This window comes from Chryseobacterium taichungense (assembly GCF_900109935.1).
Classification (GTDB): domain Bacteria; phylum Bacteroidota; class Bacteroidia; order Flavobacteriales; family Weeksellaceae; genus Chryseobacterium; species Chryseobacterium taichungense.
Window position 1 is genome coordinate 135,978 of record NZ_FOBV01000007.1, and the last position, 15,912, is coordinate 151,889.

Sequence of the window (15,912 nt, forward strand, 5' to 3'; positions counted from 1 at the left end):
TTGGTTTAAAGTTTCTCTATAGATTAGAAAAATTATTTACTATTTAAATCAACCGAATTTAATCGCAATGAATTTAAAATCACAGATAATGAACTTACGCTCATTGCCGCTGCTGCAATCATCGGTGACAGTAATATTCCAAAGAACGGATACAATAATCCTGCCGCAACAGGAACTCCCAAGACATTATAAATAAAGGCAAAGAATAGATTTTCTTTGATGTTTTTAAGTAGTTTTTCACTGAGCAGCCTTGATTTTGCCACTCCTGAGATATCACCCTTCAGCAAGGTAATTTCAGCACTTTCAATGGCTACATCGGTTCCTGTACCCATCGCGATCCCGATATTGGCCTGTGCCAGGGCAGGAGAGTCATTAATTCCGTCACCCGTCATAGCTACTATTTTTCCCTCTTGCTGTAGCTTTTTGACTTCATTTAATTTATCTTCGGGCTGACAATTAGCTATAAAATGTTTTATTCCAAGTTCTTCTGCAACGGCTTTTGCGGTATGTTCATTATCTCCTGTCATCATCATTACATCAATACCTTCGCTTATTAACTGCTGGATCGATTTTTTAGCATTTTCTTTAATTTTATCTGTAAAACTTATGAAGCCCAATACCTTTTCATTTTCTGCAACATACGATACCGTATGAGCTTTCGACTGCATCTCTGCGGCTTTTTGCTTAAGATTCTGAGGAACTGAAATTTGATATGTATTTAAAAGGCTTTCATTTCCTACATAGATCATTTTTCCATTGATGTTTCCTTTCACCCCTTTACCTGAGATATTTTCAAAATTTTCTGCTTTTTCAGGTTTAATATTTTCTGCTTTTGCTTTTTTAATAACCGCATTAGACAACGGATGCTCAGAATTCTGATTTAAAGAATAAGCTAATTTTAAAATTAAGTTTCTGTCACCGCTATCTACTTCAATATGTTCGGCGGATGGCTTTCCTTCGGTTAAAGTTCCTGTTTTGTCGGTAATTAAAACATTTACTTTATTCATCTGTTCAAGCGCTTCAGCATTTTTGATTAAAATCCCGTTTTTTGCACCTTTACCGATTCCTACCATTAAAGACATCGGGGTGGCAAGACCTAAAGCGCACGGACACGCAACGATTAATACCGCTACTGCATTAACAAATGCAAAAAGACTTTTCTGTCCTTCCGGGCCGAAAAATTGCCACAGTATAAAGGTAAGGACAGCTACCAGAATAACGGCAGGGACAAATATTTTCGAAACTTTATCCGTTAATTTCTGGATTGGGGCTTTGCTTCTGCTGGCTTCATTTACCATTCTTATTATTTGTGATAAAAGCGTTTCGTCGCCTACTTTTTCAGCTTTCATGATGAAAACCTGATTTCCGTTAATAGTACCTGCAGATACTTTGTCATTCACATTTTTTTCTACAGCAACAGGCTCACCTGTAATCATACTTTCGTCTATGTAAGAACTTCCATCAGTGATTTTTCCATCAACGGGTATTTTTTCTCCGGGCTTTACTTTTAAAAGATCACCAATCTTTACCTGCGAAAGAAGTACTTTTTTCTCTTCTCCATTTACAAGAAGATTGGCTTCATCTGCAGAAAGATTCATGAGTTCTCGGATGGCATTTCCTGTTTTTTTATGTGCTGCAGCTTCCATCAGCTGGCCTAAAATAACTAGCGTTAAAATGACACAGACTGCTTCAAAATATAATGGAATTTCATGATTGTGGCCGCGGATTTCATGAGGAATAATATCAGGGAAAACCAATGCCACAATGCTGAAAATAAAAGCAGCGGCAACGCCAAGGGCGATGAGACTGAACATATTGAGATTCCATGTTTTAAATGAAACCCAGCCTCTTTTCATTAAAAACCATCCTGAATAAAACAGTATAGGAAGCGTTAGTATCAATTCAATAATTCCCTGGATCTGATGTGAAAACGGAAAATCGATCAACATCCCGCCCATGGAAAGAATAAAAACCGGAACCGTGAAAACCAGAGAAATAATGAATTTTCTTTTGAGAATGTTATACGTTTCGTCTTCTTCCTGATCATCTTTTTGCGGGACTTTAACAAGGTCCATCCCGCAGATCGGACAGGCTCCCGGCTCGTCCCGTACGATTTCAGGATGCATCGGACAAGTATATTTTGCTGTCTTTTTTTCAGGGTATTTTACGAGATCCATTCCGCAGACCGGACATCCTACATTGGAATCATACACTTTATCTCCCTCACAAAACATCGGACAGTAATATTTTCCTGCCATTTCATCGGTCGCTTTCGGGGCTTCATGTTGATGATTATGATGATGTGAATGACCTTCCGCGTTTTTTACAAGATCTTCTGTAATCTCTTCTAAATGCATATTGCAAACCGGACAGTCGCCTTTGTCAGGATAAATTTTGTCTCCTTCACAGAACATTGGACAATAATATTTCCCAATATTATCCTTAAAATTTTCAGGAAGGTTGGTAGAAGAGTACGCTGGTTTATAATTAGGATCTTTTGCTTGTTTTTCTTCAATGGGGACGAGGTACATATTACATACCGGACATCTTTTTCCCTGTTGAAAGTATACTTTTTCGCCTTCGCATTCCATCGGACAATAGTATACGGAAGATGGAGAAACCCGGTCTTGTGGCTTAATGAATGTTTTATCAGGACTTGCCGGATCTTCCAGTTTGTAGTTTCCTATTTCTTCAAGTGCTTTATTTAAAATAGGTATATCAACTTCTTTATCGGAAATGATAGTAGCAGAGCTTTCCTCAAGATTAATGTCCGCTTTAATGCCTTCCAGGCTATTAAGTTTTTCGACAATTTTTTTCTGACATCCAGAGCATGTCATTCCGAGAATTTTATATTGATATTCCATGATCCTTTATTTATGATACAAATTTCCAAAATGTAATTGGAAGGTTGTTATAAATTTAAGGATAATGTTTATAGAATTTGGTTAGAAGATTAGAAAGTGTTAGGGTTTTAGTGTTATCGAATTTAATTAACATCAGATCAACGTTGCCATTACCAAATACGCTCAAACTTTCAAACACTCAAACTCAAATCTGATCCAGTGGTTTTCTGTTGTGAACTTTAAGTTTTTTAAAATTAGTAGGCGTAAAGCCTGTACTGTTTCTAAACTGTGATGATAAATGCTGAACGCTTTTATAACCTAATTTTCCGGCAATTTCCGTTAAAGTAAATTCATTATAAAGTAACAGCTCTTTTACCTTTTCAATTTTTTGAAGGATAAAAAACTGTTCGAGCGTAAGATTTTCATTTTGAGAAAAAGTTTTGGAAAGTGTACTGTAATCTTTGTGAAGCTCATTGCTTAAAAATTCCGACAGAAGAAAATTTTCATCAATATCCAGTTCGCTGATCTTTGATATGATGAGGTTTTTAATTTTTTCAATAAGTTGACGTGAAGAGTCTTTAATTCTTTCAAAACCTGTTTGTTCCAGAAGTTTTTCCAGAACCTGAATTTTTTCATCTGAAACTTCGGATGCTGTTTCTACTTCGCCAAGACTGATATTCTTTACTTTAATATCGGTCTTGTCAAAAATATGGGAAACTGCAGTGATGCATCTTCCGCACACCATATTTTTTATGAAAATTTTCATTGCTGATTCTGTCTGTTCAGCCGGTCTTTTACAAACTCAACTTTCGTTTTTCCGTGCGGTGCAGGATTTCCCTGCTCATCGAGATTTACCATTACAATTTTGTCAACAGTAATGATCGTCTGGTGAGTCATTTTATTTCTTACATCACATCTTAAAGTCAGAGAAGTGGATCCGAATGAGGAAACTTCAATACCTATTTCAATGATATCTCCCTGTTTGGCTGAACTTACAAAGTTAATTTCGGAGATAAATTTTGTAACTACTTTTTTATTTTCAAGCTGAATAACGGCGTATAGAGCGGCCTCCTCATCAATCCACTGCAGCAATCTTCCTCCAAATAATGATTGGTTGGGATTGAGGTCTTCGGGTTTTACCCATTTTCTTGTATGATAGTTCATAATGATATATTTCCGCTGCAAATTTAGTGTTTATAAGCTTTACGATCAACCGATTTATATTTGATATCTGAAACAGTATTATTTATTTTCTCAATAAAATTTCTGTAAGAGATAGAAAAGTAGAATTATATCAATAATTTTAGTTAATATCAACAACTTTAATGATATTTCTTCTTTTAATAAATATTCATAAATATTTCATGATGAATTAATACTTTTTAACGAACTTATATTTTGATTGAAAATTTTATTAAATTTTTTTTGAAAAACGTTTTGATATGAAATTATTAATCGTATCTTGCACCTGTCTTATATCTGGAATCAATATTTGTTCATTCTTTATGTTGTTTTTCTTTTATAAACCAAATCATTTTTAACATTTTTAATTTTTTTACTCAGATGAACATTTTTGTTTCAAACATCAATTACGCAACTAAAGACTATGAGTTGCAAGATCTATTTTCAGAATTTGGAGAAGTTTCTTCAGTAAAAATCATTACAGACAAAGAAACTGGCCGTTCAAGAGGTTTCGGTTTCATCGAAATGGAAGACGCTGAAGGTCAGCAGGCTGTTGAGGCTCTTAATCAGAAAGAATTCAACGGAAAAACACTTAATGTTTCAGAGGCTAAACCAAGAGAGGAAAAGCCAAGAAGAACTTTCGGTAACAACGCAGGCGGAAACAGAGGCGGCGGTGGTTACGGAGGTAGCAACAGAAGCGGTGGAGGTTACGGAGGTAACAACAGAAGCGGCGGCGGTTACGGCGGTGGAGATCGTGGCGGTAACGGTGGCGGAAAACGTTGGTAAAAAATACGAGCGGCTCTGAAAAGAGCCGCTTTTCTTTTGTAATTATCATAGTGTAATTATATTTTTAAAATGTAAGGATAATGTGTTTTTTTTCAAATTTTTATGATTTTATTTGGTTAACTGACAGAATATTTGTAAGTTAACCTAACTAAATTAATGATTATGAGAAAAAAATTACTTTTGGCATTATTCGCAATGCCATTTATCGCCAATGCGCAATTCACCCAGAATTTTGATGCTGGAACAACAATTCCGGCGGGTTGGACAGTTTTAAACGGCGGAGATACCAATACCTGGTCTATTGTAGATTATACCGGAGGAAACATTACCGCTTACAGTGGTTCAAATACGGCCTCAATAGGTTATGGCTCTTCAGCTCACGATGATTATCTGGTAACTCCTGCTATTACGGTTACTGCCGGCGTAAGCGACTTTCTTTCCTTTTATGCCAGAAGCCGTGATCCTCAATATCCGGAAACCATCAGTGTGAAGATTTCTACCACGACTCCTACAGCTGCGGCTTTTACAACTACTTTGGCTGCTTCGGTAGCACCTGCGAGCGGAGCCAATTTTTACAGGTATACTTATAATCTTACTTCATATGTAGGACAAACGATTTATATTGGTTTTTACTCTTCCACTACAGATATGTTCTATTTTGATTTAGATGATATTTCGGTAGGTGCTATTCCGGCATGTGATGCTCCTTCAGGAGTTACGGTAAATTCAGTATTGTCAAATTCTGCAAATGTAAGCTGGACTGCTTCTCCTACTGCAGGAGCAACTTATCAGATCGAATATGGTCCTACAGGATTTACTCAGGGAACCGGTACTGTTATTACTTCATCAACTACGTCTGCTACTATTCCTAATCTTACAGCTGCTACAGAATATCAGTTTTATGTGCGGTCCAATTGCGGAACCAATGGTTTCAGTTCGTGGACTGCTGTAAAATCTTTTACAACAACCTGTACTCCGGTTTCATCATTCCCTTATACTCAAAATTTTGATACAGCAACAATTCCTTCATGCTGGTCCAATGAAGCTGTTACGGGAGGCGGTACTTCTACCTGGGCCTATGTTACCGCAAATGGAAACAGCTCCATAACGCCTAAGTCAGCTCCGAGAATGGCAGAATTTAGAACGACAACCGCGGGAAATAAAGCGAAGTTATTAATGCCTGTTTTAAATATTTCCGCACTTGCCACGCCTCAATTAAGATTCAGTCTTGCGAATGTAAACTGGTTTGGCGATGTAGATGAACTGAGAATTTACTATAAAGCAAATCCTTCCGATGCCTGGACGCAAATAGGAAGTTCATATACAACTGAAAATGCAGCGTGGCTTGATGTAAGTATACCGCTTCCGAACAAGTCTGCAAATTATACCATTGCTTTTGAGGGAACTTCAAACTGGGCAAGAGGTATCGATGTAGATAATGTTTCTGTTGTAGATGCATCTTCTCTGGCGGTAAATGATGTAACCAGAAATAATGCAGATGTAAAAGTATATCCAAATCCTGTAAAAGATGTTCTGAACATCAATTCTGAGAAGAAACTTAACAGCATTGAAATTTTCTCACTGACAGGACAACTTATCAAAACAATTGACAAAGATGCCAGACAGGTAAATGTCTCTGATCTTAGCAAAGGAGTGTATCTGTTGAGAGTAAAATCTGAAGGTAAAGATCAGTCATTTAAAATCGTTAAAGACTAATTATTTGATTCAGATCAAATTATAAGGCTGCTTCACATCGAGGCAGCCTTTTGTATATTTATATTGAAAGGTTTTTTTATTCCTTTTCTTTCTTTTTCTTCTTTTTCTTATCCTTGCTTTTCTTTTTGTCCTTTTTAGGATTAAGAATTTCATTTGCATATTTAAAATCCGGCTCTTTCTTTTGTATAGGAGTTATTTCAATATTGAAATCTTTCAGGTCTTCAGCAGAAACCAGATTTTCATGAATCATAAAATTTAAAATTTCTTTGCCTGAACCATTAAAAAAATGATCACAAAGTTCGGACAATAAAAATTTTCTGTATTCTTCAAAAGGAACAACCGTATGATACCGGAATATTCTTCCTTCCTTTTCTGTGGATAAATATCCCTTTTCAACCAATATTTTCAGATAAGTGGAAACTGTATTTTGGTGAGGCTTAGGATCCGGATGCTGTTCCATTATGTCTTTCAGGTAAAAAGATCCGAGTTTCCATAATAACCTCATTAAGTTTTCTTCCGCAGATGTAAGATGATTTATTTTCATTTGAACTTCTTAATGTTGAAACTGAATATTGCAATAAAGATAGAGAAAAGATACCACAAAAGCAATCCCGGCTCCCATCAGGACTTCCTTCGGGGTATGTCTTTTTAAAATAATCCTTGTAATACCTACAAGAATTGCAATTCCCAACCATAAAAGACCCATGCCTGTATCCATGGCAAAAAATAATGCCGCAACAAATATATTAAATGCTGTATGCATGGAACTTTTAATAAAATAATTACTGATCTGCATGGCAAAAAGTAAAATCAGGATGAAAAGCATAACAAAATCAATGTAGCCGTTCTCAAAATAATTGAAAAGAAGATAGGAGATTACACATGCGGCAATAAAAAAATACAAGCTCTTTCTTTGTCTACGGTTGGAAACATCCATATTAGTATATCTGCCGGTCTTTACTTTCCATGCAATCCAGATAATAATGGGCAAAATGATCATTAACAATATAGGAACAAAGTACAGTAGGGAATTATGAAGCGAGTAATTTTTTATACTCATATAAATAAAAAAGATCACTAAAGAAATCAAAGGATTGAAAAAATCAGATATAATTCTTGAAATTTTATGAATAAATGAAGGCTGTTTTTCTTCCATAACTAAATTTGACCATGTAAATATAATTATAACCAAAAAAACAATGGCCAGGTATACAATAAAAACAAAGTTTTTTTATAATTTTGCTCAACTATTTCATAATAAATAAGCAAGAGCTCAACACATGAAAGAATTTTCTAAAGAGGTATACCTGAAGTGGTATGAAGATATGACAATGTGGAGAAGGTTTGAAGACAAATGCCGTTCTCTTTATCTAAAGCAAAAAATCAGAGGGTTTTTACATTTGTATAACGGTCAGGAAGCTATTCCTGCAGGATTTACACATGCAATGGATTTAACCAAAGACAGTATGATCACTGCTTACAGATGCCACATCCATCCGATGGCGATGGGGGTAGATCCTAAAAGAATTATGGCAGAACTTTGTGGTAAGGCTACAGGTACGTCAGGAGGTATGGGTGGATCTATGCACATTTTCAGCAAAGAACACAGATTTTACGGAGGACATGGTATCGTAGGGGGACAAATTCCTTTGGGTGCCGGAATTGCTTTTGCAGACAAATATTTTGACAGAAAAGCAGTAAATATCTGTTTCTTCGGAGATGGTGCTGCCAGACAAGGTTCACTACATGAAACGTTTAACATGGCGATGAACTGGAAACTTCCGGTAGTTTTCGTTGTGGAAAACAACCAGTATGCAATGGGAACTTCTGTAAAAAGAACTGCTAACCACGAAGATATTTACAAGTTAGGATTAGGATATGAAATGCCTTGTCTTGCCGTAGATGCAATGGATCCTGAAAAAGTAGCTGAGGCTGCTTATGAAGCAATTGAAAGAGCAAGAAGAGGAGACGGACCGACTTTCATTGAAGCAAGAACCTACCGTTACAGAGGTCACTCAATGTCTGATGCTGAACCTTACAGATCTAAAGAAGAAGTTGCTGTGCACAAAAATGATGATCCGATCGAATTAATTAAACAAAGAATTCTGGCTAACAATTGGGCTACTGAAGAAGAATTGGAAGCTACGGATAACAAATCAAGAGATTTCGTTGAAGAATGTATAGACTTCATGGAAAACTCACCGTATCCGGATGCTGAAAAAATCTACGAGTATGTGTATGCTCAGGAAGATTATCCATTCTTAGACAAATTAGAAAACTAAAAAAATATCATTATTTGAAATTTGAAATTTGAAATTTGAAGTTCAGCGACTCTCAAATCTCGAATCTCAGATTTCGAATCAAATAAATAAATTATGGCAGAAGTAATTACAATGCCACGTCTTTCCGATACAATGACGGAAGGTAAGGTGGCTAAATGGCATAAAAAAGTAGGAGATAAAGTAAAAGAAGGAGATATATTAGCTGAAATTGAAACCGACAAGGCTGTTCAGGATTTTGAATCTGAAGTAGAAGGAACCCTTTTATACGTTGGTGTGGAAGAAGGTGGTGCAGCAGCTGTAGATTCTGTTTTGGCCATTATCGGTAATGAAGGTGAAGATATTTCCGGATTAACCGGTGGCGAAGCTCCGAAATCTAATGAATCTGAAGAAAAGAAATCTGAGGAAGACCATAAAACAGAAAATAATGCAACCAGTATAGAACAAACTGATGCTGAAGTTACTGCAGGGGTAGAAGTGATTACAATGCCGAGACTTTCCGATACAATGACGGAAGGGAAAGTGGCTAAATGGCACAAGAATGTGGGTGATACTGTAAAAGAAGGAGACCTTCTTGCAGAAATCGAAACCGATAAGGCAGTTCAGGATTTCGAATCCGAATTCAACGGAGTATTGTTAAAGCAAGGTGTTGAAGAAGGTGGCACTGCTCCTGTTGATTCAGTTTTAGCGATCATCGGACCTGAAGGAACAGATGTTTCAGGAGTTGGTGCTCCGAAAGCTGCTGCTTCGTCAGAGAAGCCGGCTGAACAAAAAGCTGAAGCAAAATCAGAAGAAAAAGCTGCTCCGGCTGCAAGTTCTGCATCTACAGACAGAGTTGCCATTTCACCGTTAGCTAAGAAAATGGCTCAGGATAAAGGTGTCGATATTAACAGCATTCAGGGTTCAGGAGAAAACGGAAGAATTGTTAAAAAGGATATTGAAAATTATCAGCCTTCTGCTGCTAAATCAGCTGCTTCAGCTCCGGCTGCAAGTCCTGCTGCTCAAGTAGCATTAAATTTCGTACAAGGAGAAGATACGGAAACTCCAAATTCTCAGGTAAGAAATGTTATTGCAAAACGTCTTTCTGAAAGTAAATTCTCAGCGCCTCATTATTATCTGATGGTAGAAATCAATATGGATAAGGCGATCGAGGCGAGAAAAGAGATCAACTCTTTACCGGATACAAAAATTTCTTTCAACGATATGATCATCAAAGCAACAGCCGTTGCTTTAAGAAAACATCCTCAGGTTAATTCAAGCTGGGCAGGTGATAAGATCATTCACAGAGGAAATATCAATATCGGTGTAGCGGTGGCGATCCCTGACGGATTGGTAGTTCCGGTTCTGAAAAATACAGACCAGATGAACTACACCCAAATTTCTGCTGGGGTAAAAGATATGGCTGCAAGAGCGAAAAACAAAGGTCTTAAGGCAAATGAAATGGAAGGTTCCACTTTCTCCATTTCAAACTTAGGAATGTTCGGAATCGAAACATTTACAAGTATTATCAACCAGCCAAACTCTGCAATCCTTTCGGTAGGAGCAATTATCGAAAAACCTGTTGTTAAAAACGGTCAGATTGTAGTTGGAAATATTATGAAGCTTTCATTAGCTTGTGACCACAGAGTGGTAGACGGTGCTACAGGAGCTCAGTTCTTACAGACTTTAAAAACTTATCTTGAAAATCCTTTAACTTTGTTACTGTAATTTTTACGTAAGTTTAATCATATAAAAAAGTTTATCGGATTCCCGGTAAACTTTTTTGTTTTTAAAATGAGAATTTAAGCTAATCTTAATCATGATTTTCGGTTTTTAGAATGATGATTGCTATATTTAGCAAATGAAGTTGAAAGCCATAAAATTAGATAAGCAAAATATTTTTCTTTTATTACTGATATTAATGGTCGTTGCAGGAAAGATAATTCCTTTCAGAGATGATTATAATCGGTATTTTAATTTGTCAGGTTTTATCGATTGGGGAATTGCCGCTATTTTTTTACTGTACGGATTAAAGCTGAATATCAAAGAAATCATAAAAGATATATCCAATTGGAAACTTCATCTGTTGGTACAATCCGGAACATTCATACTTTTCCCAATGTTGGTTTTTCTTTTTTACGGATTTGTAAAAGATACTTCCTATTACGTTACCTGGCTCTCCATATTTTTTCTGGCGTGCCTTCCTTCTACGGTTTCATCCTCCGTTGTGATGGTTTCTATTGCGAAAGGAAATGTAACTTCCGCTATTTTCAATGCGTCTATTTCAGGAATTATCGGAATTGTAATGACGCCTTTATTAATGAGCTTCTTTGTAAATCCGGATCAGGGAAATATTAATAATTCAGAGATTGTTTTACAATTATTATTGAAAGTTTTGCTTCCGATTATTTTAGGCCTTCTTTTAAATCCTATCTTAAAAAATTTAGTTACAAAATACAGCAAAATCATTGCGGAGTTCGACAAAATGATTATTCTTCTTATCGTTTATGAAAGTTTTTCAGAAGCTTTCAGCCAGCATGTTTTTGCGTCGGTTTCGCCGGTCGTTTTTATCATTATTGCATTGAGTATTATAGTACTTTTTTTCTCAGTATACGAAATTTTAAAGTTTATTTCTAAAAAATTACATTTTAAAAGGGAAGATGTGATTACTGCGACATTCTGCGGGTCAAAAAAATCACTTGTTCACGGAAGTCTTTTTGTTATGGTTCTTGGCATCGCTGAAGATCAGAAAGTCCTGTTTCTGTTGCCTGTTATGATGTATCACAGCTTCCAGTTGTTTTATGTGAGCTGGCTGGCTAACAGAATTGAGAAAAAGTCTCAGTTAGCTTAAATAAACATAATAAAATTCTCTGTCTATTGCTTTTCAGATTTAAAATCAAATCACTATTTTTGAATTATGATTAAAGCAAGAAATATCCATAAATCTTATGGGAATTTAGAAGTATTGAAAGGTGTTGATATTCATATCAAAGTCGGAGAGGTGGTCTCTATTGTGGGAGAATCCGGAGCAGGAAAATCGACACTTTTACAGATTCTGGGAACATTGGATCAGCCTACAGCGTCATCAAAATTTGATACAGAAATCACTATTGCAGGAGAATCTTTCATCAATATGAATGACAAGCAGCTTTCTAAATTCAGAAATCAGAATATTGGTTTCGTATTTCAGTTTCACCAATTACTTCCGGAATTTACCGCCTTGGAAAACGTTTTATTGCCAACAAAAATTGCTGGAGCTAACGAAAAGGAAGCGATTGAAAAGGCATATGCTTTATTTGAAGATTTAAAAATTGAGCAGAGACTTCATCACAAACCGAATCAGCTTTCCGGTGGTGAAGCACAGAGGGTGGCCGTTGCAAGAGCTTTAATCAACTCACCGAAAATTATTTTTGCAGACGAGCCTACAGGAAACCTGGATTCTAAAAATGCTGACGATCTTCACAGATTATTTTTTGATCTGAGAGATAAATACAACCAGACATTTGTAATCGTCACCCACAATCCGAATCTTGCAGAAATTACGGACCGTAAGCTCGTGATGAAAGATGGAATGATCATCGAATAAAGCTCCGCAAATGATGAAACACTTTATTTTTTTATTCCTTTTATATTTTAAGTCTGAATCTCGGATTCATACTTATTCTGCTATACTGCAACCGTTCAAAGCATCGCGTAATGGTACTCCATTCTTATCTATGATCTTATAAGTATTTTACTGAAACCAATTCATAACTTTTAACCTACACTCTTAAATGTCTATTAAATTTTTAGCTGAAGATGACCGACCAAGGGAAAAATTCCTGCTCAAGGGCAGAAGTTCGCTTTCTGATTCCGAGCTTTTGGCCATCATTATGGGGAGTGGTAGCAGAGATGAAACAGCGGTTGAGCTGGCGAGAAAAATTTTGGCTTCGGTGGGTAACAACTGGCATCAGCTAAGCTTGCTTTCAATTAAAGATTTAGTGAAATTTAAAGGAGTGGGAGAGGTAAAGGCAATTTCAATTGCAACAGCCCTGGAAATAGGACGGCGAAGAGCCAGCCAGGAAGTTCCTGAAAAACCGGTCGTTTCCAGCAGTAATGAAGCATATCAGATTTTTAGAAATCATTTGTCTGATTTAAGAACGGAAGAATTTTGGGCTCTGTTTCTGAATCAGAGTAATAAAGTGATCCATAAGGCTCAGCTTACACAAGGCGGTATCAGTCAGTCTATTGTAGATATAAGAATTTTATTTAAAACAGCTTTCGATCACTTTGCAACGGGAATTATTGTTGCGCACAATCATCCTTCTGGAAATCCAAAACCGAGTAGAGAAGATATAGATATTACACAGAAAATAAAAGAAGCAGGGAAGATATTGGGTGTTCAACTGCTGGATCACCTTATTATTACGCAGAATTCCTATTTTAGTTTCTCAGACGACGGATTATTATGATTAAAAGACTGAAATATCACGAAATCGATTTCGAAAAATATACAAAATGCCTGGAAAATTCTGAGCAGCGAAAATATTCTGCATCCAAACTTTTTCTTGATATTACTTCGAAAAGAAAATGGGAAATTTTAGTTTTCAAAGATTACGAAGCGGTAATGCCTGTGCCTTTCATAAAAAAATTCGGAATAAAAATAGTTATTAATCCAAAACTTTGCCAGCAATTGGGCGTTTTTTCTGAAAAGGATGATATTGAGCTAAATGAACTTTTTCTGAATTATTTTAAAAAGAATTACAATATCTGGTATTATGCTTTCAATGATAAAAATACATTTAACTCTTCATTAAAGAAAAGAAAAAATTTTCTGATTTTCCCTGAAGCATATGAAACGGTACGAAAAAGATATTCACCGAAAAGAAAAAGAAAACTGAGGCTGGATGAGGAAATATTGGCAGTTTCTGAAATCAGGGAAATAAAAATGGATGAAGCTTATGCTTTCATTTCGAAAAATATGATCGGGGCTAAAAATAAAAATGACAAACAGGAATTTCTGAAAATTTTTCAGGATTTTGATGATTCCGGATCTCTCAGCATTTCCGTTTTCTTATACAAGAATAGAATAATCAATGCAATTGCTGTATTTCATGACGAAAAGACCTCTGTTTTACTCGGAACATTTAATGAAAAAGAATTTGTGAAACTTGCAGGATCTTCTGTACTTATCGATTCGGTGATTAAAAAAAATATAGCGAATAAATTTTTTGATTTTGAAGGAAGCGAAGTTCCTGCAATTGAAGAATTTTTCAGAGGTTTTCGCCCGGAACTAAAGCCTTATTGTGTTATTGAAAATTCTAAGAAAGAAATTGTAAAGAATTTTTTCAATTTAGCATAATAATTAAATTCTGATTTTATAAAAGGATTAGAAATAATTAAAAATCAACCAGATGTCAAAAACAGGTAATCGTATTGTCGTTATTATTTTATCAGCTTATTTATGCCTGATGTCATATTATCTGTTTACCCACAAATATTACAATGCAGACATCGAGGCCTATATGGGACTTGTTTACAAAGCCAATTTCCCAGATATGAAAATTGAGGAAATTCATAAAAAGGTATATGATGAATTAAAATTAAAAAATCCTGAGACTGGGAAGAGCGATCTTAGTCACAAAGAAGAAGCGCTCGGAGAAAATACCTATTACGAGAAACTATCTCAGAATCCCAAGGCATACGAAGAAGAACTTTATCTTTTTACAGTAAAGCCCTTATACAATTGTGTTAATTCTCTTTTCTTTAAACTAGGATTTGATGCATCAACCTCTACTTTTCTGATCACTCTCATTTCCTATGTATTAATTATAGTGCTTGTTTTTATTTTTCTCACCGGAATTCTTAAAAATTATTATCTGGCATTGATTTTAACCATTTTAATTTCTTTATTTAAACCTTTACTTGATACTTCCCGCCATTCAACTCCTGATGGGTTTTCTACTTTGTTATTATTGCTCAGCTTTTATTTTGCGGTGGTGAAAAGAAATCTTTGGACAGCTACAGTTTTTGGAATTTTATGTATCCTTACCAGACCGGAATATTTTATTTTTTACACGTTTCTACTAGCATTAGTATATATTTTTAAAGAAGATTTTTCTTTTAAAGCAAAGAATATAGCGTTGACATTCATTCTTTTTGCATTGACCTTCGGGATTATACAATATTTTAATAAAATTCCATGGTCGGTACTGTTTATGAATCAGTTTACTAAAGTCCAGCTGTATCCGATATCACATCCCGATGCTTTTAATTTCAGTGAATATTTTGCTTATATAAAAAGCAAAGTCCTAATTGAATTCAATACATCCTATTTTCCTTTGCTTCTGATTTTCATTGTCATTATTCTGGATTATAAAATGCTGATGAAAAAAGACCGGAAAACCCTAATATATCTGGGCCTTTACTTAGCAGTATATATTACTGTATTTCTCAGGTTTTTTATGTTTCCGACACTGGTAAACAGAATGATGGTCGGTTTTTATCTGATTATTATTCTGTCGCTGATTGCCCGTCAGAATTCCAAACATCAAATAATGGAAAAGACTGCCTGATTATTATAAAATTATCATTAATTTTGCTACCTCAAATTATGGCTAGTTTTTCAGGATATTTACCGTATGCTTTTGCATTGATCATTGCAATACCTTTTCTGGTCTTGCTCAGGCAATTTGTATTCACTTATATCAAACTTAAAGAGCAGGAAATAAAGCTGCTTACCGTAAAATCAAATACAGGAAACAAAGCCCAGTCCTACGAAAGGATGACCCTTTTTATGGAAAGAATAAAACCTTCTCATCTTATTCAGCGTTTTGATAAAGATCTTGCCGTTCACGAATTCATATTTCTCACGGAAAAAGCCATTAATGAAGAGTTTGATTATAATTCTTCCCAACAGCTTTATATCACGAAAAATTCCTGGAAAAACATCGTAGACTCTAAGAACGCTGTGATTGAACTGCTTCACAAAACCTATCGTGAAATCAGCAGAGAAGCAACGCTTGATGAGTTTAAAACAATTTTCATCATGAATTTTATTAATGGTGAAGATTATATCTCCGCTACAATAGAAGACCTGAGAAGAGAAATTTTAATAATAGCTTAACTAAAAATAAATTAATTTAAAT

Annotated in this window: 15 protein-coding genes; 10 read left to right on the forward strand and 5 right to left on the reverse strand. The window is 35.5% G+C overall.

Translation table 11 applies throughout. The features are described from left to right. Positions 1 to 32: 32 nt before the first annotated feature. The 3 genes from BMW64_RS15440 to BMW64_RS15450 form a co-directional block, all read right to left on the reverse strand. Entirely contained in the window at positions 33 to 2,864 is a 2,832-nt protein-coding gene (locus BMW64_RS15440) for a heavy metal translocating P-type ATPase (protein WP_090000853.1), read from the reverse strand. A gap of 184 nt (positions 2,865 to 3,048) precedes the next feature. Continuing rightward, positions 3,049 to 3,609, reverse strand: coding sequence for a helix-turn-helix domain-containing protein (locus BMW64_RS15445; RefSeq protein WP_090000854.1), 561 nt, complete (start codon positions 3,607 to 3,609; stop codon positions 3,049 to 3,051). Next, positions 3,606 to 4,007 (reverse strand): acyl-CoA thioesterase, encoded by a 402-nt coding sequence (locus BMW64_RS15450; RefSeq protein WP_090000855.1) that lies wholly within the window; start codon positions 4,005 to 4,007, stop codon positions 3,606 to 3,608. The genes BMW64_RS15445 and BMW64_RS15450 overlap by 4 nt, the downstream gene beginning before the upstream one ends. 399 nt (positions 4,008 to 4,406) lie before the next feature. On the opposite strand from BMW64_RS15450, the gene BMW64_RS15455 reads away from it, so the two are divergent. Both BMW64_RS15455 and BMW64_RS15460 read left to right on the forward strand, forming a co-directional pair. Further along, a complete protein-coding gene (locus tag BMW64_RS15455) occupies positions 4,407 to 4,811 on the forward strand; it encodes an RNA recognition motif domain-containing protein (RefSeq protein ID WP_090000856.1) in 405 nt (134 codons plus the stop codon). Positions 4,812 to 4,973: 162 nt separating this feature from the next. Then, positions 4,974 to 6,527, forward strand: coding sequence for a T9SS-dependent choice-of-anchor J family protein (locus BMW64_RS15460; protein WP_177175305.1), 1,554 nt, complete (start codon positions 4,974 to 4,976; stop codon positions 6,525 to 6,527). Positions 6,528 to 6,603: 76 nt separating this feature from the next. On the opposite strand, the gene BMW64_RS15465 is transcribed toward BMW64_RS15460, so the two are convergent. After that, complete coding sequence (locus BMW64_RS15465) at positions 6,604 to 7,071, reverse strand: BlaI/MecI/CopY family transcriptional regulator (protein WP_090000858.1); 468 nt, start codon at positions 7,069 to 7,071, stop codon at positions 6,604 to 6,606. Positions 7,072 to 7,080: 9 nt separating this feature from the next. Continuing rightward, positions 7,081 to 7,683 (reverse strand): phosphatase PAP2 family protein, encoded by a 603-nt coding sequence (locus BMW64_RS15470; RefSeq protein ID WP_090000859.1) that lies wholly within the window; start codon positions 7,681 to 7,683, stop codon positions 7,081 to 7,083. Positions 7,684 to 7,807: 124 nt separating this feature from the next. On the opposite strand from BMW64_RS15470, the gene pdhA reads away from it, so the two are divergent. From pdhA to BMW64_RS15510, 8 genes are all read left to right on the forward strand, one after another. Continuing rightward, positions 7,808 to 8,809, forward strand: coding sequence for a pyruvate dehydrogenase (acetyl-transferring) E1 component subunit alpha (gene pdhA, locus BMW64_RS15475; RefSeq protein WP_090000860.1), 1,002 nt, complete (start codon positions 7,808 to 7,810; stop codon positions 8,807 to 8,809). Between the two features lie 93 nt (positions 8,810 to 8,902). Further along, positions 8,903 to 10,513: a pyruvate dehydrogenase complex dihydrolipoamide acetyltransferase gene (locus tag BMW64_RS15480; protein WP_090000861.1), complete on the forward strand. Its 1,611-nt coding sequence runs from the start codon at positions 8,903 to 8,905 to the stop codon at positions 10,511 to 10,513. Between the two features lie 133 nt (positions 10,514 to 10,646). Continuing rightward, entirely contained in the window at positions 10,647 to 11,636 is a 990-nt protein-coding gene (locus BMW64_RS15485; RefSeq protein WP_090000862.1) for a bile acid:sodium symporter, read from the forward strand. A gap of 66 nt (positions 11,637 to 11,702) precedes the next feature. Further along, complete coding sequence (locus tag BMW64_RS15490; protein ID WP_090000863.1) at positions 11,703 to 12,371, forward strand: ABC transporter ATP-binding protein; 669 nt, start codon at positions 11,703 to 11,705, stop codon at positions 12,369 to 12,371. Between the two features lie 187 nt (positions 12,372 to 12,558). Continuing rightward, positions 12,559 to 13,236 (forward strand): RadC family protein, encoded by a 678-nt coding sequence (gene radC, locus BMW64_RS15495; protein ID WP_090000864.1) that lies wholly within the window; start codon positions 12,559 to 12,561, stop codon positions 13,234 to 13,236. Continuing rightward, positions 13,233 to 14,126 carry a hypothetical protein gene (locus BMW64_RS15500; RefSeq protein WP_090000865.1) on the forward strand — a complete coding sequence of 298 codons (894 nt, stop codon included), beginning with the start codon at positions 13,233 to 13,235 and terminating at the stop codon, positions 14,124 to 14,126. The genes radC and BMW64_RS15500 overlap by 4 nt, the downstream gene beginning before the upstream one ends. 52 nt (positions 14,127 to 14,178) lie before the next feature. Beyond that, entirely contained in the window at positions 14,179 to 15,339 is a 1,161-nt protein-coding gene (locus tag BMW64_RS15505; RefSeq protein WP_143052711.1) for a hypothetical protein, read from the forward strand. A gap of 38 nt (positions 15,340 to 15,377) precedes the next feature. Then, positions 15,378 to 15,890 (forward strand): DUF7935 family protein, encoded by a 513-nt coding sequence (locus BMW64_RS15510; RefSeq protein WP_090000867.1) that lies wholly within the window; start codon positions 15,378 to 15,380, stop codon positions 15,888 to 15,890. Positions 15,891 to 15,912 lie beyond the last annotated feature (22 nt).